A 21,857-nucleotide genomic window follows, 5' to 3' on the forward strand; every position below is an offset into this window, starting at 1 on the left:
GCGGGTGTGCGGGCGCCGCAGGACGCGGCGCCCGCACCTCACAACGGTGTCGCGGCGTGCAGGATGAGGACCATCGTCACGGCCGCGTTGGCCGACGACATCGCCGACACCGCCGTCCCGGCGGCCGCGCCCCAGGCCGCCAGGCCGACGGCCGTGAACACCGGCGGCCAGCTGCGCACGGCGGGCGCCGGACCGAGCAGGGCCGCCACGCGGCGCGGCACCGGCCCGGGCGCGGCCAGGCCCGCCAAGGTCGGCGCCGGGGTGCCCCGCGAGACCAGAGCGGCCGCGCCGATGGCCCGCGCCACCGTGCGCCGGCTGCCGACCACCCGCGCCGCCTCCTCGTCCGCCCACCGCTCGGCCGTGTAGGCCACGGCGGTGCGCAGCGGACGCAGGAACGGGTTGGCCCGGGCGGCGAGTTGCACGGTGAGCAGCAACCGATCGTGGCGCGCGGTGAGATGGGCCCGTTCGTGGGCGAACAGGGCACGCCGCTCGGCCGGCCGGAGCCGCTCCAGCAGGGCGGTCGTCACCACGACCCGGCCCCTGCCCCGCCGTGGTGCGCGCCCCGGTCCCGGGCCCGGGCGGGCGGCTCGCGGGCCCCGGGCCGCGTCGAAGCGCCGCGCTCCCCTATGCCCGGTCCCGTCGCCGGCCCGCCGCCCGCCGGGGGGGCAGCGCGTAGGCGTAGGGGACGGCGTCCGGCAGGACCGCCACCTCCGTGTCCGGCAGTCCGGCCAGGGCACGGTGGGCCTGCCTGCGCACCCGGCCGTGCCGCCACAGCGCCCGGGCGCAGGCGGCGACCACCGCGCACAGGGCCGGGATGGCGGCCTTGCCGACGACCTCGTCGAAAGGCACGGCCGCCCGCACCTCCGGATCCGACCAGCCGTCGGGCAGCGGGTTGCCCGGCAGCTGGGCGGTGCCGACCACCATGACCAGGGCCAGGCACACCGTGCTGCACAGCGCCAGCACCGCGGCCAGGACGGTCAGCAGCCGGGTCGCGGTGCGCGGGTGCAGATGCTGCTCGGCCAGGCGCGCGACCGGCCAGGCCGTGAGCGGCAGGACCAGCGGCAGAAAGACGAAGACCCCCATGCGGCGTCAGTCTTCCCCGTCGCCGTGTTCCTGCTCCAGCAGGTCCCGCAGCAGCCGCTCGTCCTCGGGACCGAGTCCGGTGACGAAGCTGGCCAGGACGGCCCCGCGGTCGTTCTCGGCGTCCAGCACCTTGCGCATCTTGCGCGCCGCCAGACCCGCCTGGTCCGAGGCGGGCGTCCAGGCGAAGGACCGGCCCACCCGCTCCCGGGTGACCGCGCCCTTGCCCAGCAGCCGCGTCAGGATCGTGATCACCGTGGTGTACGCGAGGCCGCCGCCGAGGCGTTCCTGCACCCAGCCGGCCGTCGCCGGCCCGTCCGCCTCCCGCAGTGCCGACAGCACCAGCGCCTCCAGCTCGCCCTGCCCCCGCCGGGGCCGCTGCCGGGGATCCGTCACCGCCCTGCCTCCTTCGCGCCGCCCTGCGTTGCCCGTGCGGACATCGTATAGACCGGCCGGACCCACCCCGCATCTTCCACAGTGCTGCGGCTGGGCCTTGGCGACGGTCGCCGCCGGGGCCGGCCTGGCGGCAGGCCCTGTTCGCGCGCGGCGTGCTGCCGCACCTGCGCCGGCACGTGCTCCCCCACCCCGGGCCGGGGATCTCGCCGTGCTCCCCGCCCGATACGCTCGCGCCGTGCCCGGCCCGGGTGAGAAAGGACAGGACACCATGTTCGGACTGAGCGAGCTGGCGATCGTGCTCATCGTCGTCGTAGCCGTCATCGGGATCAAGAAGCTTCCCGAGCTGACCCGTTCGGCCGGCAAGGCGGCCCGCATCCTCAAGGCCGAGGCGCGTGCCGCCAGGGACGAGGAGGCCGGCACGGCCCCCGCGCCGCGGGTGGTCCAGGGCGAGGTCGTCCCGCCGGGCACCGGCCCGACCCCGCCCGGCACCCGCCCTGCGGGCACCCCGGACCATCCCTGATCCGTCGCCGATCCGTCCCTGACTACAGCGTGCGCTCCAGGCGCTCCGACACGGCCCGGACGAACTTGGCCGGGTCCTTGGGCTGTCCGCCCTCGGCGAGCACCGCGAGGGCGTGCAGCAGCTCCGCGGACTCGGCGAGCTCGCTGCGGTCCGCACGGTCGGTGTAGGCCTGGTTGAGGCTCTTCACCAGCGGGTGACCGGGGTTGAGCTCCAGGATCCGCTTGGTGCGCGGCACCTCCTGTCCCATGGCCCGGTACATGTTCTCCAGCGCCGGGGTCAGGTCGTGCGCGTCGGAGACCACACAGGCCGGGGAGACGGTCAGCCGCGTGGACAGCCGCACCTCCTTGATGTCCTCGTCCAGTTGCTCGCGCATCCAGCCGAGCAGCCCGGCGTACTCCTCGGCCTGCTTCTCCCGCTCCTCGCCGGTCTTCTCCTCGCCCTCGGAGTCCAGGTCGATCTCGCCCTTGGTGACGGAGCGCAGCTTCTTGCCCTCGTACTCGCCGACGGCGTCGGCCCACACCTCGTCGACCGGGTCGGTGAGCAGCAGCACCTCGATGCCCTTGGCCCGGAACGCCTCCAGGTGCGGTGAGTTCTCGATGCTCTGCCGGGACTCGCCGGTGATGTAGTAGACGGCGTCCTGGCCGTCCTTCATGCGCTCCACGTACCCGGCGAGCGTGGTGGGCTCGTCCTCGGAGTGCGTGGTCGCGAAGGACGCGACGGCCAGCAGCGCCTCCCGGTTGTCGGGATCGGTGACCAGGCCCTCCTTCAGGACGGTGCCGAACTCCCGCCAGAACGTGGCGTAGCGCTCGGCGTCCTTGGTCATGAGGTCCTTGACCGTGGACAGCACCTTCTTGGTGAGCCGGCGCTGCATCATCCGGATGTGCCGGTCCTGCTGGAGGATCTCGCGCGAGACGTTCAGCGAGAGGTCCTGCGCGTCGACGACGCCCTTGACGAACCGCAGGTACGGCGGCAGGAGCGCCTCGCAGTCGTCCATGATGAAGACGCGCTTGACGTACAGCTGGACGCCGCGCTTGAAGTCCCGCGTGAACAGGTCGTGCGGGGCGTGCGCGGGGATGAAGAGCAGCGACTGGTACTCGAAGGTGCCCTCCGCCTGGAGCCGGATCGTCTCCAGCGGTTCGCGCCAGTCGTGGCTGATGTGCTTGTACAGCTCGTGGTACTCGTCGTCGGACACCTCGTCCCGCGAGCGCGCCCACAGCGCCTTCATCGAGTTCAGCGTCTCGGGTGCGGGCGCGCCGTCGCCGTCGTCCCCGGCGGGGACCATCCGGATCGGCCAGGTGATGAAGTCGGAGTACCGCTTGACGATCTCCCGGATCGTCCACTCGGACGTGTAGTCGTGCAGCTGGTTCTCGGGGTCGGCCGGCTTGAGGTGCAGGGTCACGGACGTGCCCTGCGGCGCGTCGTCGACCTTCTCCAGCGTGTAGGTGGCCTCGCCCCGGGAGGTCCAGCGGGTGCCCTGCTCCTCGCCGGCGCGCCGGGTCACCAGCGTGACCTCGTCGGCCACCATGAACCCGGAGTAGAAGCCGACGCCGAACTGGCCGATGAGCCCTTCGGCGCCGCCCCCCTCCTGGGCCTCCCGCAGCTCCTGGAGGAAGGCCGCCGTGCCGGAGTTGGCGATGGTGCCGATGAGGCGGCCGACCTCGTCGTACGACATGCCGATGCCGTTGTCCCGCACGGTGAGGGTGCGGGCCTCCTTGTCGACGTCGATCTCGATGTGCAGATCGGACACGTCGGCGTCGAGCGCGTCGTCCCGCAACTTCTCCAGACGCAGCTTGTCGAGCGCGTCGGAGGCGTTGGAGACGAGCTCGCGCAGGAAGACATCCTTGTTCGAGTAGACCGAGTGGATCATCAGCTGCAGCAGCTGACGCGCCTCTACCTGGAACTCAAACGTTTCGGTCGTCATGTTCGCGAATCCCTCACAGGTCCCACAGTCGCCTGAACTGGTGGCTGTCACTGTAAAACACCAAGTCAGGGCAGGGACCCCGGATGTCAGACGAGGTGGGCGAAGACGACCAGGTTCTCGGTGTAGTCCCGGGCCTGGCGGTCGTAGGCGCCGGCGCAGGTGATCAGCCTGACCTGCGCCTGGGGGGTGTCGCCGTAGACCCGTTCGCTGGGGAAGTCGTCCTTGCGGAAGGACTCCCTGCCGTCGACGACGAAGTCCGCCCTGCTGCCGTCGGCCCTCGTCACGTGGAACTTGTCGCCCTTCTTCAGCTCACCCAGGCCGGCGAAGACGGCCGGGGAGGTCTTGGTGTCGACGTGCCCGGCGATGATCGCGGTCCCGGGCTCGCCGGGCGAGTGGCCCTCGGCGTACCAGCCGACGAGGTTGGTGTCGTCGGCAGGCGGGGGGTCGAGCATGCCGGAGGCGCCGATGGCGAGGTCGGTGAAGGGCGCGTCGACGCCGATCTTCGGGATGAGCAGGCGGACCGGCCGGGAGCGGGACATCCGCGGGCCCTCGGCGGACGGTGACGCCGACGCCCCGGGCGGCGTGTAGGGAGCGGCCGAGGCGGCGGGAAGGGCGGGCGGCGCGTGCGGCGCTCCGCCGGCGTCGAAGGAGCCGCCCCGGCCGCCGGTCAGGTTCAGGAGCACGGCGAGCGCGGCCGCCGACCACAGCACCGCCACTATGGCGCGCAGCCGCTTGCGGGACGGCGCGGGTTCGGGGTCGGGAAGGGCAGGGGGGCTGACTGCCATCGGTAACCACCTTGTTCAGGGCACAGCGGGGGGCACGGCCCGCACCGGGACGAGCCGGGCCGCCGCGACGCGCGGGGCGCGTGCGGCGGCCGGTATGAGGTCGGGCATCGGTCACGCCACGCCCTGGGCGGCCTTCCGGCGGCGCAGTGCGTACAGACCGGTGCCGGCGACCGCCAGCACCGCGATCCCGCCGGCGGTCACACCCGAGGTGTTGGCCAGCGCGCCACCACCGGTGTGCATGCCACCGCGCGGCTTGTCGTGCTTGCCCTCCCACGAGCCCTTGTCGTGCTTGCCGCTGTACCCCTCGTCGCCCTTGTCGGCGTAGGAGTCGTCCTCGTGCTTGCCGGACCAGCCGCTGTCGCCGTCCTCCTTGTCCCAGTCGTCCGAGTTGACCAGGGCCAGGGCGCCACCGCCGGTGTGCATGCCACCGCGCGGCTTCTCGTGCTTGCCGCCCCAGGAGGAGTCCTTCTCGTGGCTGCCGTGCTCCTCGTCCTTGCCGTGGTCCTCGTGCTTGCCGTGCTCCTCTTCCTTGCCCTGCTCGTCGTCCTTGCCCTGCTCGTCGTGGCCGCCCTGGTCCTCGGGCTTGCCCTGCTCCTCGCCGCCCTCGTCCTCGGGCTTGCCCTCGTCGTCGCCGGAGTCCCAGTCGCCGTCCGAGGTCACGGCGGTCAGCGCTCCGCCACCCGTGTGCATGCCGCCGTGCGGCTTGTCGTGCTTGTCGTGCTTGTCGTGCTTGTCGTGCTCCTTGCTGTAGGAAGTGGAGTCGTCGTCCCAGTCGCCCATGACCTGGGCGTAGGCGCCGGGGGCGGCGATCGCGAGGGCCGCCGTGGCCGTGGCCGTGGCGAGCAGCATGCGGGCAGAGCGCATCGGTGAGTCCTTCCGTCGCGAACCGGGCAGTCGGCGCCTCGCCGACTCACGAGACCCGGTCTCGACGTGAACCACCGTCAGTCAGACCGGGCGCTCCCACCATCCGGGACGTTCACACGGGTTACGGGCGCACTCTGACGGCCGAATCCGGCCGCCGGCGGCGGGGCGGACGAACCGGGTCACATGGGGGCCGCGACCACGCGTGCGGCCGGGGTGCGGCGGACGGCGTCGGCGGCTCCCGGCACGGCGCTCACCGCCCTGACGGGCGGGGGTGGACGGCCGTCGGTAGTTCGCCCCGGAGGTGACGACGGTCCCGGAGGGCGCGACTGGCTGCCGCAGGGGTGGCCGGGTGGGTGACGACACCGTCGGTGTGCGTGCGGTCCTGCGGGAGGCCGGTGACAGAGGCGGGCGGGGCCGGTGCCCGAGGAGTGGTCGGCGGTCCCGTACGCGAAGGGTGGGTCGAGGGCCGAGAGCCGGAGGGGTCAGCGGGGGTCGGGGCTCCGGCTCCCCGTGCGCTCGGGGTCCGGGTCGATCAGCTGGGCCGCCATGCCGAGGACGACCAGCCCGCTCGCGATGAGCAGCCCCTGGGCCAGGACGATGCCCGCGCCCAGGAGGACCACGCCGATCGCCAGACCCCAGCGGGGCCCGGTGCGCCGGTACTCGCGGGGCGGCACCGGCCGGCCGGTTCTCATGGCGCGCGCGAACCGGGGGTCCTGCCGTTCCAGACGGGTCCGCAGGTCCACGAGGCGCGCGTCGTCGGACTGGGTCACGGCTTCTCCTCTCCGGCGGCCGGCAGCGCCGTGGGCAGGGCACACCGGAGCCAGGGCACGTGGTGGGGTCCGGGTCGGGGTGCGCGGGGAGACGGCTCACCGGTGCCCGGCCGGCCGCTCCCACCAGGGCTCCAGCTTCTCCCCCTCCGACGGCACGCACCATCAGGCCCGACCCTCATCCTTCCCGGTGGCCGCCCTCGGCGAACGCGGCGCGGTGGGGCCGCTGTTCGGTACGAGATGGGTGCCGTCACGGATGGCGGGGCCGGAGGGCGGCGCCAGGCTGGGGGTGACGGTGCGCCGAGGGGGCGGTGAGGCGTGCCGTTGCCCGGGCGGCTCCGTCTGCTGAACGCCCTCGTGTGCATCGCCGCACGGCGTGGCTGCCCGGGCCGGTGACGGTGTCCACGCCGGTGCTGCTCACCGAGGCCGCCGTGCCTGCGCCGGGGCCCGCCGCGATGCCGGTGGCGAACGCCCTGCTGCCGCGGATTCGGTCGCACTCCGCTCCGGACTGCCCGTCGGGCGGGACCTGGGCCACCGGTCCCCGTGAGGGCGCCTCGCCCGACGGGCGCGTGGGGGGTGCGGTCGGGCGTCAGGTGGACGGGGCCCTGCGGCCCGGCGCCCTCGCCTCGTCCAGGAGGCGGCGGAAGGTGGGGCACTCGAGGTGGCTCGGCGCGGGGCAGGCGGCCGCATGCCGCAACGAGTCGCGCAGCACGCCGAGTTCGCGGATCCTGCGGTCCAGTTCGTCGGCCTTGGCGGTGAGCACGCCCCGGTCGATGCGCGGCCTGCCGTCCGGCGCGAACATCCCGGCGATCTCGTCGAGGGAGAACCCGGCCGTCCTGCCCAGCGCTATCAGGGCCAGGCGCTCCAGCACCGACGGGTCGTACTGACGGCGCAGCCCGCGGCGGCCGACCGGGGTGATCAGCCCTTTGTCCTCGTAGAAGCGCAGCGTCGAGGCGGGCACTGCGGCGCGGCGCGCCACGTCCGCGATGTCCAGGTGCGTCATTGTCTTGACCTCAAGTCGGCTTGAAGTAGAACGCTGTCATCGCGCTCCCCCCGAAGGCAAGCAGAAGGAGAGACCATGGACGCCTCACGCAGGGGTTACGACGAACAGGCCGCCCGCTGGAACGGGCCCTCGGGCCACGCCTGGGTGGATCTGCAGCAGCTGCTGGACGGGATGTTCCGGCCGATCGAGGAGCTGCTGGTGCGTGCCGTGTCCGAGGAGGGGGCGGCCCGGGTGCTCGACGTCGGCTGCGGTACCGGTGCCGTCACCCGGGCCGTCGCGCGGCGGACCGGGCACTGTGTCGGAGCGGACGTCTCCGAGCCGATGATCGCGGCGGCCCGGGTCCTGGCCGAGCAGGAGGGCGTGCCGGCGTCGTTCGTGCACGCCGACGTGCAGGAACACGCGTTCGGACCCGGCGCCTTCGACACCGTCGTCTCGCGCTTCGGTGTCATGTTCTTCCCCGATCCGGTCAGGGCGTTCACCAACCTGCGCACCGCCGTGGCGGACGGGGGCGGACTGCGGCTGGTGGTGTGGCGGGGGCCGGAGGAGAACCCGTTCATGACGGCGGCGGAGCGCGCGGCGGCGCCGTTCGTGCCGGAGCTGCCCGTCCGCCGGCCCGACCAGCCGGGGCAGTTCGCCTTCGCGGACCCGGACCGCGTGCGCGGCATCCTGGAGGCGAGCGGGTGGTCCGGCGTCTCCCTGCGGCCGGTCGACCCGGTCTGCACCCTGCCCGAGCGGGATCTCGTGCGCTACTTCACCCGGCTCGGCCCCCTGGGCACGGTCCTGCCGCAGGCCGACGAGCGGACCCGGGCCGAGGTGGTCGACGCGGTGCGGCCCGCCTTCGACCCCTTCGTGCAGGGCACCGAGGTCCGCTATACGGCGGCCTGTTGGGAGATCTCGGCGCGCGCCTCCTCCACGAAAGTTTCGTGACGTCCGGCCCTCTTTTCGAAACCGGCCCCTCCGCGCATAGTGGGTCACGATGACGCGGAGACGAGCACTGGTGGTCCGGGGCGGCTGGGAAGGCCACGAGCCGGTGAAGGCGACGGAACTGTTCCTGCCCTTCCTGCGGGACAGCGGATTCACCGTACGGGTCGAGGAGTCCACCGAGGTCTACGCGGACGCCGCGCAGATGGCCGCCACCGACCTCGTGGTGCAGTGCGTGACGATGTCGCAGATCACCACCGCCCAGGTGGAGGGCCTGAGTTCGGCCGTCGCGGCCGGCACCGGCCTCACCGGCTGGCACGGCGGCATCGTCGACTCCTTCCGCGCCTCGGCCGAGTATCTCCACCTGGTGGGCGGCCAGTTCGCGGCGCATCCCGGCAAGGAGCCGTGCGCACGACGGGGCGAGGCGGCGGACAACTTCCTGCCGCACACGGTCCGCGTCACCGAGGCGGGCCGGGAGCACCCCGTCACCGCGGGCATCGGCGACTTCGAGCTGGAGACGGAGCAGTACTGGGTGCTGCACGACGACCTGATCGAGGTGCTGGCCACCACCACGCACCCGGCCCGGTCCTGGCAGCCCTGGCGCAGGCCGGTCACGTCGCCGGCGGTGTGGACGCGCCGGTGGGGCACCGGGCGGATCGTGGTGACGACCCCGGGGCACGACGTCGGCGTGCTGGAGAACCGCCAGGTCCGCACCATCGTCGAGAGGGGCATGCTGTGGGCGGCGCGCACCGCGTCGGTGTCGTAGGACTCGGCGTCATCTCCGGCGCCTACCTGGACACCCTGGCCGGACATCCCGCCGTGCGGATCACCGCGGTCGCCGACCTGGACGCCGGACGCGCGGCCGCGGTCGCCGGCCGGCTGCCCGGCGCCCGGGCGCTGCCGGTCGGGCGACTGCTGAGCAGCCCGCGGGTGGACACCGTCCTGAACCTCACCACACCGGCGGCCCATGCCGGGATCGCCCTCGCGGCGATCCGCGAGGGCAAGCACGTCTACGGGGAGAAGCCGCTGGCGGCCGAGCTGGACGACGCTCGGGCCGTGCTGGCGGCCGCCGGGCGGGGCGGCGTGCGGGTGGGCTGCGCGCCGGACACCGTGCTGGGCACGGGAGTCCAGACGGCCCGCGCCGCCGTGGAGGCCGGGCACATCGGGCGCCCGCTGTCCGCCTCGGCCGTGATGGTCACGCCGGGCCACGAGCACTGGCATCCCCACCCCGACTTCTACTACACGGCGGGCGGCGGCCCGTTGCTCGACATGGGTCCCTACTACGTCACCTCCCTCGTCCATCTGCTGGGTCCGGTACGGGCCGTGATCGGTGCGGCCGGCCGGCTGCGCGCCGAGCGGGTCATCGGCTCCGGGCCCCGCGCGGGTGAGCGCATACCGGTGGAGGTGGACAGCCATGTCTCCGGGGTGCTGGAACACGCCGGCGGCGCGCTGACCACTCTCACGACGAGCTTCGACGGGGTGGCCACGACCGCCGCGCCGATCGAGGTCCACGGCGAGGAGGGGACCCTGGCCGTCCCGGACCCGAACCGTTTCGACGGCGCGGTACGGCTGCACGCGCTCGGCGGGACGGGATGGCACACGCTGCCGGCGTCGGCCGGGTACGAGGACGGGGCGCGCGGCCTCGGCCTGCTGGATTTCCTCACGCCGGGCGGGCGGCGGGCCGGGGGTGAACTCGCCCTGCACGTCCTGGAGATCATGACCGCCCTGCTGCGCTCCTCGGCCGAAGGGCGGCGTGTGGAGCTGACGACGTCGGCACGGGTGCCGACGCCGGTCCCGCTGACCGGGGCCCGCGTCTGGCGCGGCGAGGCCTCGCCCGGCGCGGTGTGAGGACCGTCAGTCCACGGGCCAGGTGTGCACGGGGGCGTTCATGTGCATGTAGTCCATGTACGTCCTGGTCATCTGCCGCAGCGCCTCACGCCGGTCGGAGACGCCGGCCTTCTCCAGGTGGTGGACCGTCTCGGCCTGCCAGGTCGCGCCGTTGCGGCCGGTGACGCAGCGCTGCTCGATGATGCCCAGCAGCGGCTCGCGCCACGGCGCGTCCATCCCGGCCAGTTCCAGCCCGCGGTGGGCGAGCGGCAGCAGGCGCCGCAACACCAGCTCCGTGACCGGGACTTCGCCCACCCCGGGCCAGTACAGACGGGCGTCGATGCCGTCGCGGGCCGCGGTGTGCAGGTTCTCCTCGGCCACGGCGAACGACATCCGCGTCCACACCGGCCGGTCCTCGTCGACCAGGGCGCGCGTCAGGCCGTAGTAGAAGGCGCCGTTGGCGATGATGTCGGCGACGGTGGGCCCGGCGGGCAGGACCCGGTTCTCGATGCGCAGGTGCGGGCCGCTGTCGGTGACCGCGTAGATGGGCCGGTTCCAGCGGTAGATCGTGCCGTTGTGCAGGGTCAGTTCGCCCAGTTCGGGTACGCGCCCGCTGTTCAGCTCCTGCTGCGGGTCCTCGTCCTCGCACAGCGGCAGCAGCGCGGGGAAGTAGCGGACGTTCTCCTCGAAGAGGTCGAAGACACTGGTGATCCAGCGCTCCCCGAACCACACCCGGGGCCGCACGCCCTGGGCCTTGATCTCCTCGGGGCGGGTGTCCGTGGCCTGCTCGAACAGGGGGATGCGGGTCTCGCGCCACAGCTCCTTGCCGAACAGGAAGGGCGAGTTGGCCGCGAGGGCGGTCTGCACCCCGGCCACGGCCTGCGCCGCGTTCCAGTAGTGCGGGAACTCCCTGGGCGCGACCTGGAGGTGGAACTGCGTGCTGGTGCAGGCGGCCTCGGGGGTGATGGTGTCGGCGTAGGTCGCGAGGCGCTCCACGCCGTCGACCTTGATCCGCAGGTCCTCGCCCCGCGCCGCGAAGATCTGCTCGTTGAGCAGCCGGTAGCGGGGGTCGCCGGAGAGGGCCGCTCCGCTCACGTCCTGCTCCCCGAGAGTGGGCAGGATGCCGACCATGATCAGGTGGGCGCCCACGGCGGCGGCCCCGTCCTCGGCGTGGTTGAGGGCGTCCCGGATCTCCTGCTCCCAGGCGCCGGGGCCGCCGGCCGTCAGCTCCCGGGGCGGGATGTTGATCTCCAGGTTGAAGCGGCCCAGCTCGCTCGACCAGGCAGGGTCGGCGATCGACTGGAGGACGTCGGTGTTGCGCATCGCCGGGAGCCCGTGGTCGTCGACGAGATTCAGCTCGATCTCCAGCCCGACCTGGGGGCGCTCGCTCTCGAAGCCGGACTCGCGGAGCATCCGCGCCAGCACTTCGAGGTCGGTGTGCATCTTCTCCCGGTACCGACGGCGGTCCTCCCGCGTGAACACCAGGGCCGGCACGTCACGTCCCATCGCCCCTCCTGCCCTCCGGCGGCGGATGCTGTCTCGTCCCAGCGTCGCACCTTGTCCTCTCCCCCGCACCCACCTAGCCTGAGTTTGTGCCGCAAATAAACAAAGCCCGTTCGCACAGTGCCGTGCCGGGCCACGACCGCTCCCTCACCCGACTTCGCACCGCCCTCACCGTCTTCTTCGCCCTGGACGGCTTCGTCTTCGCCGGCTGGGTCGTCCGGATCCCCGCCATCAAGGAGCAGACGAACGCCTCCGCCAGCGCCCTGGGCCTGGCCCTGCTGGGCGTCTCGGCCGGGGCCGTCGTCACGATGACCCTCACCGGACGCCTGTGCCGCAGGTACGGCAACCACCGCGTCACCGTCGTCTGCGCGGTCCTGCTCTCCCTGAGCGTCGCCCTGCCCCCGCTGACCCGGTCGGCCCTGGCGCTGGGCCTGGTCCTGCTGCTGTTCGGCGCCGCGTACGGCAGCATCAACGTCGCCTTCAACAGCGCGGCCGTCGACCTGGTGGCCGCACTGCGACGGCCGATCATGCCGACCTTCCACGCCGCGTTCAGCCTGGGCGGCATGCTCGGCGCGGGCCTGGGCGGGCTGGTCGCCGGCTTCCTCAGCCCCACGCGGCACCTGCTGCTCCTCACCGCCGTCGGCCTGATCGTGACGGCGGCGGCCGGACCCGTCCTGCTGCGGCACGAACCGCCCCTGCCGCCCGGGCGCGAGCGGGTCCGTGGCGGCGCCCCGCGCCGGCTGGACGGCCGCACCCGGACCCTGGTCCTCGTCTTCGGCCTGATCGCCGGGTGCACCGCGTACGGCGAGGGTGCCCTGGCCGACTGGGGTGCCCTGCACCTCGAAGAGGACCTGGACGCCTCCTCCGGGGCGGCCGCCCTCGGCTACTCCTGCTTCGCGCTCGCCATGACCGTGGGCCGGCTGACCGGCACCACGCTCCTGGAACGGCTGGGGCAGACCCGGACCGTCGTCGCCGGCGGCACCACCGCGGCCGCCGGCATGCTGCTGGGCTCCCTCGCGCCGTCCCTGTGGGCGGCCCTGCTCGGCTACGCGGTCACGGGCCTCGGTCTGGCCAACCTCTTCCCCGTCGCGGTGGAGCGCGCCGGGGCCCTGGCCGGGCCCAGCGGCGTCGCGACGGCCTCGACCCTGGGCTACGGCGGCATGCTGCTCGGCCCGCCGGCCATCGGCTTCATGGCCGACTGGCTCACCCTCCCGGCCGCGCTGACGAGCGTCGCCGTACTGGCGGGCGTGGCGGCGGTGGTCGGGGCGCTGGTGGGCGCGAGGACCCGGAGCCCCGGGAACTGACCCGGGCAGTCGGCCGCGGGAGGCACCCGGCGAGACCCAGGACTCCCGCCTCGGACGCGCCCGGACCCGGGAGCCTCGGCCACGAACAGGTCCGGAACCGTCGACCCTCGGCCTCGAACACGTCCGGGCCCGGGAGCCTCGGCCACGAACAGGCCGGAACCGTCGACTCTCGGCCCAGGACGCGCCCGGACCCGGGAGCCTCGGCCACGAACAGGTCCGGAACCGTCGGCCTCGGCCTCAGACCCCTCCGGGCCCGGGTTCCCTCCGCCTCGCATGCGTCCGGGATCCGGGACCTCTGCGCCTCGGGTGCGCTCCGCAGCCCGGACCCCTCCAGAACGGCCGCACCGCGCGGCGGCGGTTCCCGAGGGCGGGCACCGCCGTTCGGGTGAACGCCCTCCCCCTCGGGAAGTCCGCCCGGGTCCGCAGGTCGCATCGCACCGATCGTGGGTACCCGGGGCCGCGGCCCCCGAGATCACCGGGCCGCATGCCATGGACCAGGAGGAAGATCCGTGACCGAACAGCAGCACCCCGGCCAGCAGCACCCCACCCCGGAGTTCCCCTCCCAGGACCAGCCGCACCCCGGCTGGACGGGGCCCATGGACCCGCCGCCGGACCACGGTGAGGAGTCCTACCGGGGCAGCGGCAAGCTGGAGGGCCGCAAGGCCGTGATCACCGGCGGTGACTCCGGTATCGGCCGCGCGGTCGCCCTGGCCTTCGCCCGGGAGGGGGCCGACGTGCTCTTCACCCACCTCGACGACGAGAAGGACGACGCCGCCGAGACCGTCCGGCTCGTCGAGGCCGCCGGGCGGCGTGCCGTGGCCGTCTCGTGCGACATCCGCGAGGAGGAGAACTGCCGGGCGCTAGTCGACCGCGCCGTGGAGGAGTTCGGGCGGATCGACGTCCTGGTCAACAACGCCGCGTACCAGATGTCCCAGCCCGACGGCATCGAAGCCATCTCCACCGAGCAGTTCGACCGGGTGATGCGCACCAACCTGTACGGCATGTTCTGGCTGTGCAAGCTGGCCCTGCCGCACATCCCGGAGGGTGGCAGCATCATCAACTCCACGTCGGTGCAGGCGTACAAGCCCAGTCCGCACCTGCTGGACTACGCGACGACCAAGGGTGCGATCGTCACCTTCACGCAGGGTCTCGCGCAGATGCTGATCGAGCGCGGCATCCGGGTCAACGCCGTCGCGCCCGGCCCGGTGTGGACGCCACTGATCCCGGCGACCCTCCCGGACACCCAGGAGTTCGGCAAGCAGGCCCCCATCGGGCGCCCCGCGCAGCCGGCCGAGATGGCTCCGGCGTACGTCTTCCTGGCCTCGCAGGACGCCTCGTACATCACCGCCGAGATCGTCAACGCGACGGGCGGTACGCCGCTGCCGTAGCGGACGCACGCCGCTGTACGTCAGGCGTCAGGCGTCAGGCGTCAGGCGTCAGGCGTCAGGCGTCAGGCGTCAGGCGTCCGCCAGCATCCGGGTCAGCACCGCGCGCTGCACGGGGAGCACCTCTCCGTGCAGCGCGCGTCCCTTTGCGGTGAGCGAGACCCGGACTCCCCGCCGGTCCTCGGGGCACATGCACCGCTCGACGAGGCCCTCCTTCTCCAGCCGGGCGATCAGCCGGGACAGCGCGCTCTGGCTGAGGTGGACCCGCTCGGAGATCTCCTGCACGCGGTAGGCGGCGGCGTTCTTCGACGGACGGCGTCCCGCGAGGACGTCGAGCACCTCGAAGTCGCTGGCGCACAGGCCGTGTTCGTGCAGCGCGCGGTCGAGCGCGCACTGCGTCCGCGCATGCAGCGCCAGAAGGTCCCGCCACTGTTCCACGAGCGCCTGCTCGGCCCGGGTCACCGCCATGCGCGGCACCGTAACAGAGAACCCGGTTCGTTGCATCCGAATTAAATGCACTTGCATTCCATGCATGCGCATGTAGAGTCCGGGCATGACCTCTCCGCTCATCTCCCCCACGTCTCAGGGACGTTGGACTCCCCGGCTGTGGGGCACCCTGCTCGTGCTCTGCGCCGCGATGTTCCTGGACGCCCTCGACGTGTCCATGGTCGGTGTGGCGCTGCCGTCCATCGGGGCCGACCTCGGCCTGTCGACCTCCGCGCTGCAGTGGATCGTCAGCGGCTACATCCTGGGTTACGGCGGTCTGCTGCTCCTCGGCGGACGCGCCGCCGACCTGCTGGGCCGCCGCCAGGTCTTCCTGGTGGCCCTCGGCGTCTTCGCGCTCGCCTCCCTGCTGGGCGGGCTCGTCGACTCGGGGCCGCTGCTCATCGCCAGCCGGTTCGTCAAGGGCCTCAGCGCGGCCTTCACCGCCCCCGCCGGGCTGTCGATCATCACCACGACGTTCCCCGAGGGGCCGCTGCGCAACCGGGCCCTGGCCATCTACACGACCTGCGGCGCCACCGGCTACTCGATGGGCCTGGTCTTCTCCGGCCTGCTGACCGAGGCCAGTTGGCGGCTCACCATGCTCCTGCCCGCTCCCATCGCGCTGATCGCCCTGCTCGCCGGCCTCAGGCTCCTGCCGCGCACCGAACGGGAGCGCGGCCGGGGCGGCTACGACATCCCGGGCGCCGTGCTCGGCACCGCCTCGATGCTGCTGCTGGTCTTCACCGTCGTGGAGGCGCCCGAGGTGGGGTGGGGTTCGGCGCGTACCGTCGTCTCCTTCGCCGCCGTCGCCGTCCTGCTGGCCGCCTTCGTGACCGTCGAGCGGCGCAGCCCCAGCCCGCTGGTGCGGCTCGGCGTGCTCCGCTCCGGACCGCAGGTGCGGGCCCAGCTCGGGGCGTTGACGTTCGTCGGCAGTTACATCGGCTTCCAGTTCCTGGTCACGCTCTACATGCAGCAACTGCTCGGCTGGTCCGCGCTGCACACGGCGCTGGCGTTCCTCCCCGCCGGTGCGCTGGTGGCCCTGTCCGCGACGAAGGTGGGGGCCGTCATCGACCGGTTCGGCACGGCCCGGCTGATCGTGGCCGGCTTCGCCCTGATGGTGACCGGCTACGCCCTGTTCCTGCGGATCGACCTCGATCCCGGCTACGCGGCGGTGATCCTGCCGACGATGCTGCTGGTCGGCTCCGGTTTCGCCCTGACCTTCCCCTCGCTCAACGTCCAGGCCACCAACGGCGTCGACGAACACGAGCAGGGCATGGTCTCGGGGCTGCTCAACACCTCGGTCCAGGTCGGCGGCGCGCTCTTCCTCGCCGTGGTGACGGCGGTGGTGACCGCCAACTCCCCCGCGCACGGCGACGCCTCGCCGCAGGCCGTCCTCGACAGCTACCGGCCCGGACTGGTGGTCGTGGCGGTGATCGCCCTCGCCGGGCTGCTGATCACGCTCACCGGTCTGCGGCCCCGTCGGAAGCGGCCGGCCGCCGAACCGTCCGTCGTGGTCGCCAAGTCCACCCCGAGGGAGGCGGAGCGCGTCGCCGTGCGCTACTAGCGCGACCGGGGGGGGAACGCCTCCGCGGTGTGCCCGGCGGGCCGCCTTGCCCGCCGGGCACACCCCTGTTGGACTCCCCTCCATGACGACGAACGGGAGGCGGCGCACCCCGGCCGAGCGTGACGCGATCACCGTGGAGATCGGCTACGCGCTGTGCAGTGCGGCCTTCGCGGCGGCCGTGGTGTTCGGGGCGGTGGCGGGTCCCGCCCTGCTCTTCGACCTGCCGGACACGGCCCGGCTGCTGTTGCTGCGGGCGGGCGCGGTGCTCGCGCCGCTGCTGTTCGCCGCGCGGGTGATCAGCGTGCTGGTCCGCTTCCGGGCATCGGCTCAGCCCAGCCAGCCCGGCCGCACGAGCCCGGACTCGTAGGCCAGGACCACCAGTTGGGCCCGGTCACGGGCGCCCAGCTTGACCATCGTGCGGCTGACGTGGGTCTTGGCGGTGAGCGGACTGACCACCAGGCGCCGGGCGATCTCCTCGTTCGACAGGCCGATCCCGACCAGCGCCATCACCTCCCGCTCCCGCTCGGTGAGCCGGCTCAGCGCGCCGGCCGCTGCAGGCTCCTTGGAACGCGCCGCGAACTCCGCGATCAGCCGCCGCGTCACCCCCGGTGACAGCAGGGCGTCGCCCGCCACCACCGCCCGCACGGCGCGCAGCAGTTCGTCCGGTTCGGTGTCCTTCACCAGGAACCCGGAGGCGCCCGAGCGGATCGCCTCGAAGACGTACTCGTCGAGCTCGAAGGTGGTGAGCATGACGATCCTGACGTCCCCCAGGGCCGGGTCCCCGGTGATCTCGCGGGTCGCCGCAAGTCCGTCCAGCACGGGCATGCGGATGTCCATCAGGACGACGTCGGGCCGCAGTTCGCGGGTCCGGCGCACGGCCTCCGCGCCGTCGGCCGCCTCACCGGCCACCCCGATGTCCGGCTGCGCGTCGAGCAACGCCCGGAATCCGGCCCGGACCAGGGACTGGTCGTCGGCGAGCAGTACGCGGATCACTGGTCCTCCCGAGGTCGTCGCACGCTTCGGTTCACGGACCGCTCCTGCGCCCCCGCCCTACCGCCAGGCGGTGCCAGCGGCAGGACGGCGAGCACCCGGAACCCCCCGTCCGGGCGCGGTCCCGCCTCGATGGTGCCGCCCAGCGCGGCGGCCCGCTCCCGCATCCCGGCCAGCCCGTTGCCGCTGCCGCCCGCGTCGGCGCCGGTGGCCGGCCCGTCGTCGTCCACACGCAGCCGCAGCTGCGCCGCGTCGTACGCCAGACGCACGCGCGCATGCCGCGATCCCGAGTGCCGCACGACGTTGGTCAGGGCCTCCTGCACGATCCGGAAGGCGGCCAGGTCCGTGCCGGGCGCGAGCCTGGGCGCCTCTCCCTCGACCTCGACCGCGAGGCCCGCGCCCGCGGCCTGGTCCACCAGCTCCGGCAGCCGGTCCAGCCCCGGCGCGGGCGCGCGCGGCGCGGCCCCGGGTGCCCGCAGGGTGTCCAGCACCTGGCGCACCTCGCCCAGCGCCTCCTTGCTCTGGTCCTTGATGGTGGTGAGCGCCGTGCGCGCCTGCTCGGGGTCGCTGTCGAGGAGCGCCAGGCCGACCCCCGCCTGCACGTTGATCACGGAGATGCTGTGCGCGAGCACGTCGTGCAGTTCCCGGGCGATCCGCAGCCGCTCCGCGTCGGCCCTGCGCCGTGCGGCCTCGGCCCGCTCGGCCCGCTCCCGGGCCCACTGCTCACGGCGGAGCCGGGCCAGCTCCGACACCGCGGCGATCGCCACCACCCACGTGGCGACGACGGCCTCCTCGTTCCAGGAGGCGGCGGAGTCCCCCGCGGGCGGCAGCCAGCGGAACAGCCAGTGCGCCAGCAGGACGTGTCCCGCCCACAGCGCCCCCATCGCGGCCCACGCCGCCGCGCGGTGCCCGGCGACGACGGCGCTGAAGCACGCCACGGCGACGGTGAGGAACACCGGCCCGTACGGGTATCCGGCGCCCAGGTAGAGCATGACGACCGCCGCGGTGCCGAACACCACCGCCACCGGATGGCGCTTGCGCCACAGCAGCAGCGCCCCGGCCAGGAACAGCAGCACCCGGGCGTACGGGTCCAGGCCCGCCCGCTCGCCGTGCTGCGCACGGTCGGCGAAGTGCGAACCGGCCAGCACGAAGGTGGTCACGACGAGAGTCGACCGCCAGGGCCACCGCGGCCCCCGCTCCTCCTGCCGGTCCCACCAGGCAGGGCCGTACCGCCACCACTGCGGCGGGCCGCCCCGCCCGCGCTGCTCTTCCATACCGGCCACGCTAGACGCCGGCCGCGGGCTCCGGCGTCCGCCGAACGCGGTGATCACCGCTACTCCCCGCGGAGTACGGCCGGGGCCCCGGCCCGGCGCGGCCGGCATCGGGTGCAGCCGGTCCGGGGGTTCCGCCGCCAGGGCGGCACACGCCCGCACGACGAAGCCCGGCTGCTGTGGCGGTGGCGGTCGAGCCTCATCCCGATGACCGGCGGGTACCCGGCAGCACCCCGGCGGGCGCGTGGACGCCGGCACCGCCGCCGACGCCGCCGCCGGCGGCCGGCCACCCGTCGGCCCGTCCCGGTTGGAGCGCCGGAAGGCGGGGGCCGGGGCGTTCCTCGACGGCGTGCGCCCCGCACTGACCGGACGACGAGCCGCGCCGTGTCGCTCCCGACCACCCGGCCTTCGGGATCACTCCGACGCGCCGGCCCCGGGTCCGGTCTCCGCCCCGCGCTCGGCGGCGGCCGCGGGACGGCGGTCCATCACGGACAGGGCACGCTGGGCCAGCGGATGCGTACGCACGAGTTCCCCCAGCGAGGTCGAGCCCTGCGTGATGTCCCTGAACGCCTTCCAGGCCGGGCGGAAGCTGGTCAGCGCCGCGTGGAACAGCCCGGGACGGCGTTCGAACAGGGTCAGCATCCGCTTGCCGACGCTCATCTCCACCCCCAGCCCGGCCTTGATGGCGAAGGCGTAGTTGAGGGCTTGGCGGCGGGTGTCCACGGCGTCGTGCGCCTCGGCGATCCGCACCGCCCACTCCCCCGCCAGCCGGCCCGAACGCAGCGCGAAGGAAATGCCCTCGCGGGTCCACGGCTCCAGCAGCCCGGCCGCGTCACCGCACACCAGCACCCGGCCGCGCGACAGCGGCGAGTCCTCGGCCCGGCAGCGGGTCAGATGGCCGGAGGAGATGCTCGGCTCGAAGCCCGCGAGCCCCAGCCGTCCGATGAACTCCTCCAAGTACCGCTTCGTCGCCGCCCCTTCACCGCGCGCCGAGATGACCCCCACCGTGAGGGTGTCGCCCTTGGGGAAGACCCAGCCGTAACTGCCGGGCATGGGGCCCCAGTCGATGAGGACCCGGCCCTTCCAGTCCTCGGCGACGGTCTCCGGCACCGGGATCTCCGCCTCCAGGCCGAGGTCCACCTGGTCCGCCTTGACCCCGACGTGCGCACCTATCCGGCTCGCGCTGCCGTCGGCGCCGACGACCGCGTGGGCGAGCAGGACCTCGCCGCCCTGCAGGACGACGGCCACCGTGCGCCGGTCCGGGACGGCCGAGCCGTGCTGCTCGACCCGCTGGACGGTGACCCCCGTACGGAGCTCGGCGCCCGCCTTCTGGGCGTGTTCGACGAGCTGCTGGTCGAACTCGGGCCGGTTGATCAGCCCGAACAGCATGCGCTTGGAGCGGCGGGTGCGGGTGAAGCGGCCGTTGTGGGAGAAGGTCACCGCGTGCACGCGGTCCCGCAACGGCAGCTCGAAGCCGGGCGGCAGGGAGTCGCGCGAGGGGCCGATGATGCCGCCGCCACAGGTCTTGTAGCGCGGCAGCTCGGCTTTCTCCAGCAACAGCACACGTCTGCCGGCCACCGCCGCCGCGTAGGCGGCCGAAGCGCCCGCGGGTCCCGCGCCCACCACGACGACGTCCCACACCTGCTGCACGTCGTCCGCCGAAGAGTTCTCGCTGCTCACGATGGTCTACTGCTCCCGATCAAGCCGCCTGCCGCTGTCTCCCGCATCCTACGGCGGCGGTCACCGCAGGCCGCTGTGGGAGGATCGGCGCTGTGGGTGCCCCTTACACGGGGACGCGCCCGCACCGCTCGATCACCGCGTACCAAGACGTACGCATCCGTACAACGTCGCACCCACGAGGAGCGTGCCCATGTCGTCGAATCCGGTCGCCGAGACCGTCGCCTCTCTGATGCCCAGGGCGAAGGAGGAGCTGGCCGAACTGGTGGCCTTCCGGTCGGTGGCGGACTTCGACCAGTTCCCGCGCAGTGAGAGCGAGGGCGCCGCCCGCTGGGTCGCCGACGCGCTGACCGCCGAGGGTTTCCAGGACGTGGCCCTGCTCGACACCCCCGACGGCACCCAGTCGGTCTACGGCTACCTGCCCGGCCCGGAGGGCGCCAGGACCGTTCTCCTCTACGCCCACTACGACGTGCAGCCGCCCCTGGACGAGGCGGCCTGGACGACTCCGCCGTTCGAGCTGACCGAGCGGGACGGGCGCTGGTACGGGCGCGGCGCCGCCGACTGCAAGGGCGGCGTCATCATGCACCTGCTGGCCCTGCGCGCGCTGAAGGCCGACGGCGGTGTGCCCGTCCACGTCAAGGTGATCGCCGAGGGGTCCGAGGAGATGGGCACGGGCGGGCTGGAGCGCTATGCCGAGCAGCACCCGGAGCTGCTGGAGGCGGACACCGTCGTCATCGGCGACGCGGGCAACTTCCGGGCCGGCCTGCCGACCGTGACGTCGACGCTGCGCGGCATGACCATGATCCGCGTGCGGATCGACACGCTCGCCGGCAATTTGCACTCGGGCCAGTTCGGCGGTGCCGCTCCCGACGCGCTGGCCGCCCTGATCCGGGTGCTGGACTCGCTGCGCGCCGAGGACGGTTCGACGACCGTCGAGGGACTCGCCCCGGGCACGGCCTGGGACGGACTGGAGTACACGGAGGAGCAGTTCCGGCAGGACGCCAAGGTGCTGGACGGGGTGGAGCTGATCGGGTCGGGGACGGTCGCCGACCGCATCTGGGCGCGCCCGGCCGTCACGGTCCTCGGCATCGACTGCCCGCCGGTCGTCGGCGCCACCCCGTCCGTGCACGCGAGCGCCCGGGCGCTGATCAGCCTGCGGGTGCCGCCGGGGATGGACGCGGGCGAGGCGACCAAGCTGCTCCAGGCGCACGTGGAGGCGCACACGCCGTGGGGGGCGCGGGTGAGCACCGAGCAGGTCGGTGAGGGGCAGCCGTTCCGCGCCGACACCTCCAGCCCGGCGTACCGGGCGATGGCGTCGGCGATGGCGGTCGCCTACCCCGGTCAGGAGATGCAGTACGCGGGGCAGGGCGGGTCCATCCCGTTGTGCAACACGCTGGCCGGGCTGTACCCGCGGGCGGAGATCCTGCTCATCGGGCTGAGCGAGCCCCAGGCGCAGATCCACGCGGTGAACGAGAGCGTGTCCCCCGACGAGCTGGAGCGGCTGTCGGTGGCGGAGGCGCTGTTCCTGCGCAACTACGCGGCGAGTTGACCGCTCTGCCCTCGGCAGAAGGCCCTCGTCCGCGGACGGGGGCCTTC

General features: G+C 73.5%; 20 protein-coding genes and 1 pseudogene. 9 read left to right on the plus strand and 12 right to left on the minus strand.

Translation table 11 applies throughout. The annotated features are described in order from the left end of the window. Window positions 1-38: 38 nt before the first annotated feature. Window positions 39-1,083, minus strand: a pseudogene (locus tag ACZ4M5_RS13055) (M56 family metallopeptidase). Between the two features lie 6 nt (window positions 1,084-1,089). Then, on the minus strand, window positions 1,090-1,476 hold the full coding sequence (locus ACZ4M5_RS13060) for a BlaI/MecI/CopY family transcriptional regulator (RefSeq protein ID WP_467735994.1): 387 nt from the start codon (window positions 1,474-1,476) through the stop codon (window positions 1,090-1,092). 268 nt (window positions 1,477-1,744) lie between these two features. Here ACZ4M5_RS13060 and ACZ4M5_RS13065 point away from each other — a divergent pair, with 268 nt between their 5' ends. Next, on the plus strand, window positions 1,745-1,996 hold the full coding sequence (locus ACZ4M5_RS13065; protein WP_467735996.1) for a twin-arginine translocase TatA/TatE family subunit: 252 nt from the start codon (window positions 1,745-1,747) through the stop codon (window positions 1,994-1,996). Window positions 1,997-2,018: 22 nt separating this feature from the next. Here the strand turns inward: ACZ4M5_RS13065 and htpG are convergent, their stop codons facing one another. The 5 genes from htpG to ACZ4M5_RS13090 form a co-directional block, all read right to left on the minus strand. Continuing rightward, window positions 2,019-3,917, minus strand: a complete 1,899-nt coding sequence (gene htpG, locus ACZ4M5_RS13070) for a molecular chaperone HtpG (RefSeq protein ID WP_467735998.1) — start codon at window positions 3,915-3,917, stop codon at window positions 2,019-2,021. 86 nt (window positions 3,918-4,003) lie between these two features. Beyond that, window positions 4,004-4,702, minus strand: coding sequence for a class F sortase (locus ACZ4M5_RS13075; protein ID WP_467735999.1), 699 nt, complete (start codon window positions 4,700-4,702; stop codon window positions 4,004-4,006). 111 nt (window positions 4,703-4,813) lie between these two features. After that, entirely contained in the window at window positions 4,814-5,566 is a 753-nt protein-coding gene (locus tag ACZ4M5_RS13080; protein WP_467736001.1) for a hypothetical protein, read from the minus strand. 482 nt (window positions 5,567-6,048) lie between these two features. Then, the gene (locus ACZ4M5_RS13085; protein WP_467736003.1) at window positions 6,049-6,336 is read right to left on the minus strand and encodes a DUF3040 domain-containing protein; all 288 of its coding nucleotides are present in this window, start codon (window positions 6,334-6,336) and stop codon (window positions 6,049-6,051) included. A gap of 586 nt (window positions 6,337-6,922) precedes the next feature. Further along, the gene (locus ACZ4M5_RS13090) at window positions 6,923-7,336 is read right to left on the minus strand and encodes a helix-turn-helix domain-containing protein (protein WP_467736005.1); all 414 of its coding nucleotides are present in this window, start codon (window positions 7,334-7,336) and stop codon (window positions 6,923-6,925) included. Between the two features lie 75 nt (window positions 7,337-7,411). Here ACZ4M5_RS13090 and ACZ4M5_RS13095 point away from each other — a divergent pair, with 75 nt between their 5' ends. Genes ACZ4M5_RS13095 through ACZ4M5_RS13105 form a run of 3 tightly spaced genes read left to right on the plus strand, consistent with a single transcriptional unit; the run spans window position 7,412 to window position 10,105 of the window. Continuing rightward, a complete protein-coding gene (locus ACZ4M5_RS13095) occupies window positions 7,412-8,263 on the plus strand; it encodes a class I SAM-dependent methyltransferase (protein ID WP_467736007.1) in 852 nt (283 codons plus the stop codon). 49 nt (window positions 8,264-8,312) lie between these two features. Continuing rightward, window positions 8,313-9,023: a ThuA domain-containing protein gene (locus ACZ4M5_RS13100; RefSeq protein ID WP_467736009.1), complete on the plus strand. Its 711-nt coding sequence runs from the start codon at window positions 8,313-8,315 to the stop codon at window positions 9,021-9,023. Then, window positions 8,993-10,105 carry a Gfo/Idh/MocA family protein gene (locus ACZ4M5_RS13105; RefSeq protein WP_467736011.1) on the plus strand — a complete coding sequence of 371 codons (1,113 nt, stop codon included), beginning with the start codon at window positions 8,993-8,995 and terminating at the stop codon, window positions 10,103-10,105. The genes ACZ4M5_RS13100 and ACZ4M5_RS13105 overlap by 31 nt, the downstream gene beginning before the upstream one ends. 6 nt (window positions 10,106-10,111) lie before the next feature. Here the strand turns inward: ACZ4M5_RS13105 and ACZ4M5_RS13110 are convergent, their stop codons facing one another. Further along, window positions 10,112-11,590: a glutamate-cysteine ligase family protein gene (locus ACZ4M5_RS13110; protein ID WP_467736013.1), complete on the minus strand. Its 1,479-nt coding sequence runs from the start codon at window positions 11,588-11,590 to the stop codon at window positions 10,112-10,114. A 122-nt stretch (window positions 11,591-11,712) separates the two neighbouring features. On the opposite strand from ACZ4M5_RS13110, the gene ACZ4M5_RS13115 reads away from it, so the two are divergent. Then, window positions 11,713-12,891 (plus strand): MFS transporter, encoded by a 1,179-nt coding sequence (locus ACZ4M5_RS13115; protein ID WP_467736015.1) that lies wholly within the window; start codon window positions 11,713-11,715, stop codon window positions 12,889-12,891. Window positions 12,892-13,400: 509 nt separating this feature from the next. Beyond that, on the plus strand, window positions 13,401-14,279 hold the full coding sequence (locus tag ACZ4M5_RS13120) for an SDR family oxidoreductase (protein ID WP_467736017.1): 879 nt from the start codon (window positions 13,401-13,403) through the stop codon (window positions 14,277-14,279). Window positions 14,280-14,348: 69 nt separating this feature from the next. Here ACZ4M5_RS13120 and ACZ4M5_RS13125 read toward each other — a convergent pair whose 3' ends face one another. Then, window positions 14,349-14,744 (minus strand): MarR family winged helix-turn-helix transcriptional regulator, encoded by a 396-nt coding sequence (locus ACZ4M5_RS13125; protein WP_467736018.1) that lies wholly within the window; start codon window positions 14,742-14,744, stop codon window positions 14,349-14,351. A gap of 85 nt (window positions 14,745-14,829) precedes the next feature. On the opposite strand from ACZ4M5_RS13125, the gene ACZ4M5_RS13130 reads away from it, so the two are divergent. Both ACZ4M5_RS13130 and ACZ4M5_RS13135 read left to right on the plus strand, forming a co-directional pair. After that, window positions 14,830-16,323 (plus strand): MFS transporter, encoded by a 1,494-nt coding sequence (locus ACZ4M5_RS13130; protein WP_467736020.1) that lies wholly within the window; start codon window positions 14,830-14,832, stop codon window positions 16,321-16,323. Window positions 16,324-16,405: 82 nt separating this feature from the next. Beyond that, the gene (locus tag ACZ4M5_RS13135) at window positions 16,406-16,690 is read left to right on the plus strand and encodes a DUF6332 family protein (RefSeq protein WP_467736022.1); all 285 of its coding nucleotides are present in this window, start codon (window positions 16,406-16,408) and stop codon (window positions 16,688-16,690) included. Here the strand turns inward: ACZ4M5_RS13135 and ACZ4M5_RS13140 are convergent. From ACZ4M5_RS13140 to ACZ4M5_RS13150, 3 genes are all read right to left on the minus strand, one after another. Then, window positions 16,651-17,316, minus strand: coding sequence for a response regulator (locus ACZ4M5_RS13140; RefSeq protein WP_467736024.1), 666 nt, complete (start codon window positions 17,314-17,316; stop codon window positions 16,651-16,653). The genes ACZ4M5_RS13135 and ACZ4M5_RS13140 overlap by 40 nt on opposite strands. Beyond that, window positions 17,313-18,587 (minus strand): sensor histidine kinase, encoded by a 1,275-nt coding sequence (locus ACZ4M5_RS13145; protein ID WP_467736026.1) that lies wholly within the window; start codon window positions 18,585-18,587, stop codon window positions 17,313-17,315. Before ACZ4M5_RS13145 ends, ACZ4M5_RS13140 begins: the two co-directional genes overlap by 4 nt. A gap of 411 nt (window positions 18,588-18,998) precedes the next feature. Beyond that, on the minus strand, window positions 18,999-20,264 hold the full coding sequence (locus ACZ4M5_RS13150; protein ID WP_467736028.1) for a geranylgeranyl reductase family protein: 1,266 nt from the start codon (window positions 20,262-20,264) through the stop codon (window positions 18,999-19,001). A 190-nt stretch (window positions 20,265-20,454) separates the two neighbouring features. Between ACZ4M5_RS13150 and ACZ4M5_RS13155 the strand changes: the two genes are divergently transcribed. After that, window positions 20,455-21,810: a M20/M25/M40 family metallo-hydrolase gene (locus ACZ4M5_RS13155; RefSeq protein ID WP_467736030.1), complete on the plus strand. Its 1,356-nt coding sequence runs from the start codon at window positions 20,455-20,457 to the stop codon at window positions 21,808-21,810. Window positions 21,811-21,857 lie beyond the last annotated feature (47 nt).

Source organism: Streptomyces sp. NPDC026246, from assembly GCF_055567995.1.

What these genes read in the sequence shown, in the direction of transcription:
- ACZ4M5_RS13065 (WP_467735996.1), top strand. Translation starts at nt 1,745, where the DNA reads ATGTTCGGACTGAGCGAGCTGGCGATCGTGCTCATCGTCGTCGTAGCC.
- htpG (WP_467735998.1), bottom strand. Translation starts at nt 3,917, where the DNA reads ATGACGACCGAAACGTTTGAGTTCCAGGTAGAGGCGCGTCAGCTGCTG.
- ACZ4M5_RS13075 (WP_467735999.1), bottom strand. Translation starts at nt 4,702, where the DNA reads ATGGCAGTCAGCCCCCCTGCCCTTCCCGACCCCGAACCCGCGCCGTCC.
- ACZ4M5_RS13080 (WP_467736001.1), bottom strand. Translation starts at nt 5,566, where the DNA reads ATGCGCTCTGCCCGCATGCTGCTCGCCACGGCCACGGCCACGGCGGCC.
- ACZ4M5_RS13090 (WP_467736005.1), bottom strand. Translation starts at nt 7,336, where the DNA reads ATGACGCACCTGGACATCGCGGACGTGGCGCGCCGCGCCGCAGTGCCC.
- ACZ4M5_RS13095 (WP_467736007.1), top strand. Translation starts at nt 7,412, where the DNA reads ATGGACGCCTCACGCAGGGGTTACGACGAACAGGCCGCCCGCTGGAAC.
- ACZ4M5_RS13100 (WP_467736009.1), top strand. Translation starts at nt 8,313, where the DNA reads ATGACGCGGAGACGAGCACTGGTGGTCCGGGGCGGCTGGGAAGGCCAC.
- ACZ4M5_RS13110 (WP_467736013.1), bottom strand. Translation starts at nt 11,590, where the DNA reads ATGGGACGTGACGTGCCGGCCCTGGTGTTCACGCGGGAGGACCGCCGT.
- ACZ4M5_RS13125 (WP_467736018.1), bottom strand. Translation starts at nt 14,744, where the DNA reads ATGGCGGTGACCCGGGCCGAGCAGGCGCTCGTGGAACAGTGGCGGGAC.
- ACZ4M5_RS13130 (WP_467736020.1), top strand. Translation starts at nt 14,830, where the DNA reads ATGACCTCTCCGCTCATCTCCCCCACGTCTCAGGGACGTTGGACTCCC.
- ACZ4M5_RS13135 (WP_467736022.1), top strand. Translation starts at nt 16,406, where the DNA reads ATGACGACGAACGGGAGGCGGCGCACCCCGGCCGAGCGTGACGCGATC.
- ACZ4M5_RS13145 (WP_467736026.1), bottom strand. Translation starts at nt 18,587, where the DNA reads ATGGAAGAGCAGCGCGGGCGGGGCGGCCCGCCGCAGTGGTGGCGGTAC.
- ACZ4M5_RS13155 (WP_467736030.1), top strand. Translation starts at nt 20,455, where the DNA reads ATGTCGTCGAATCCGGTCGCCGAGACCGTCGCCTCTCTGATGCCCAGG.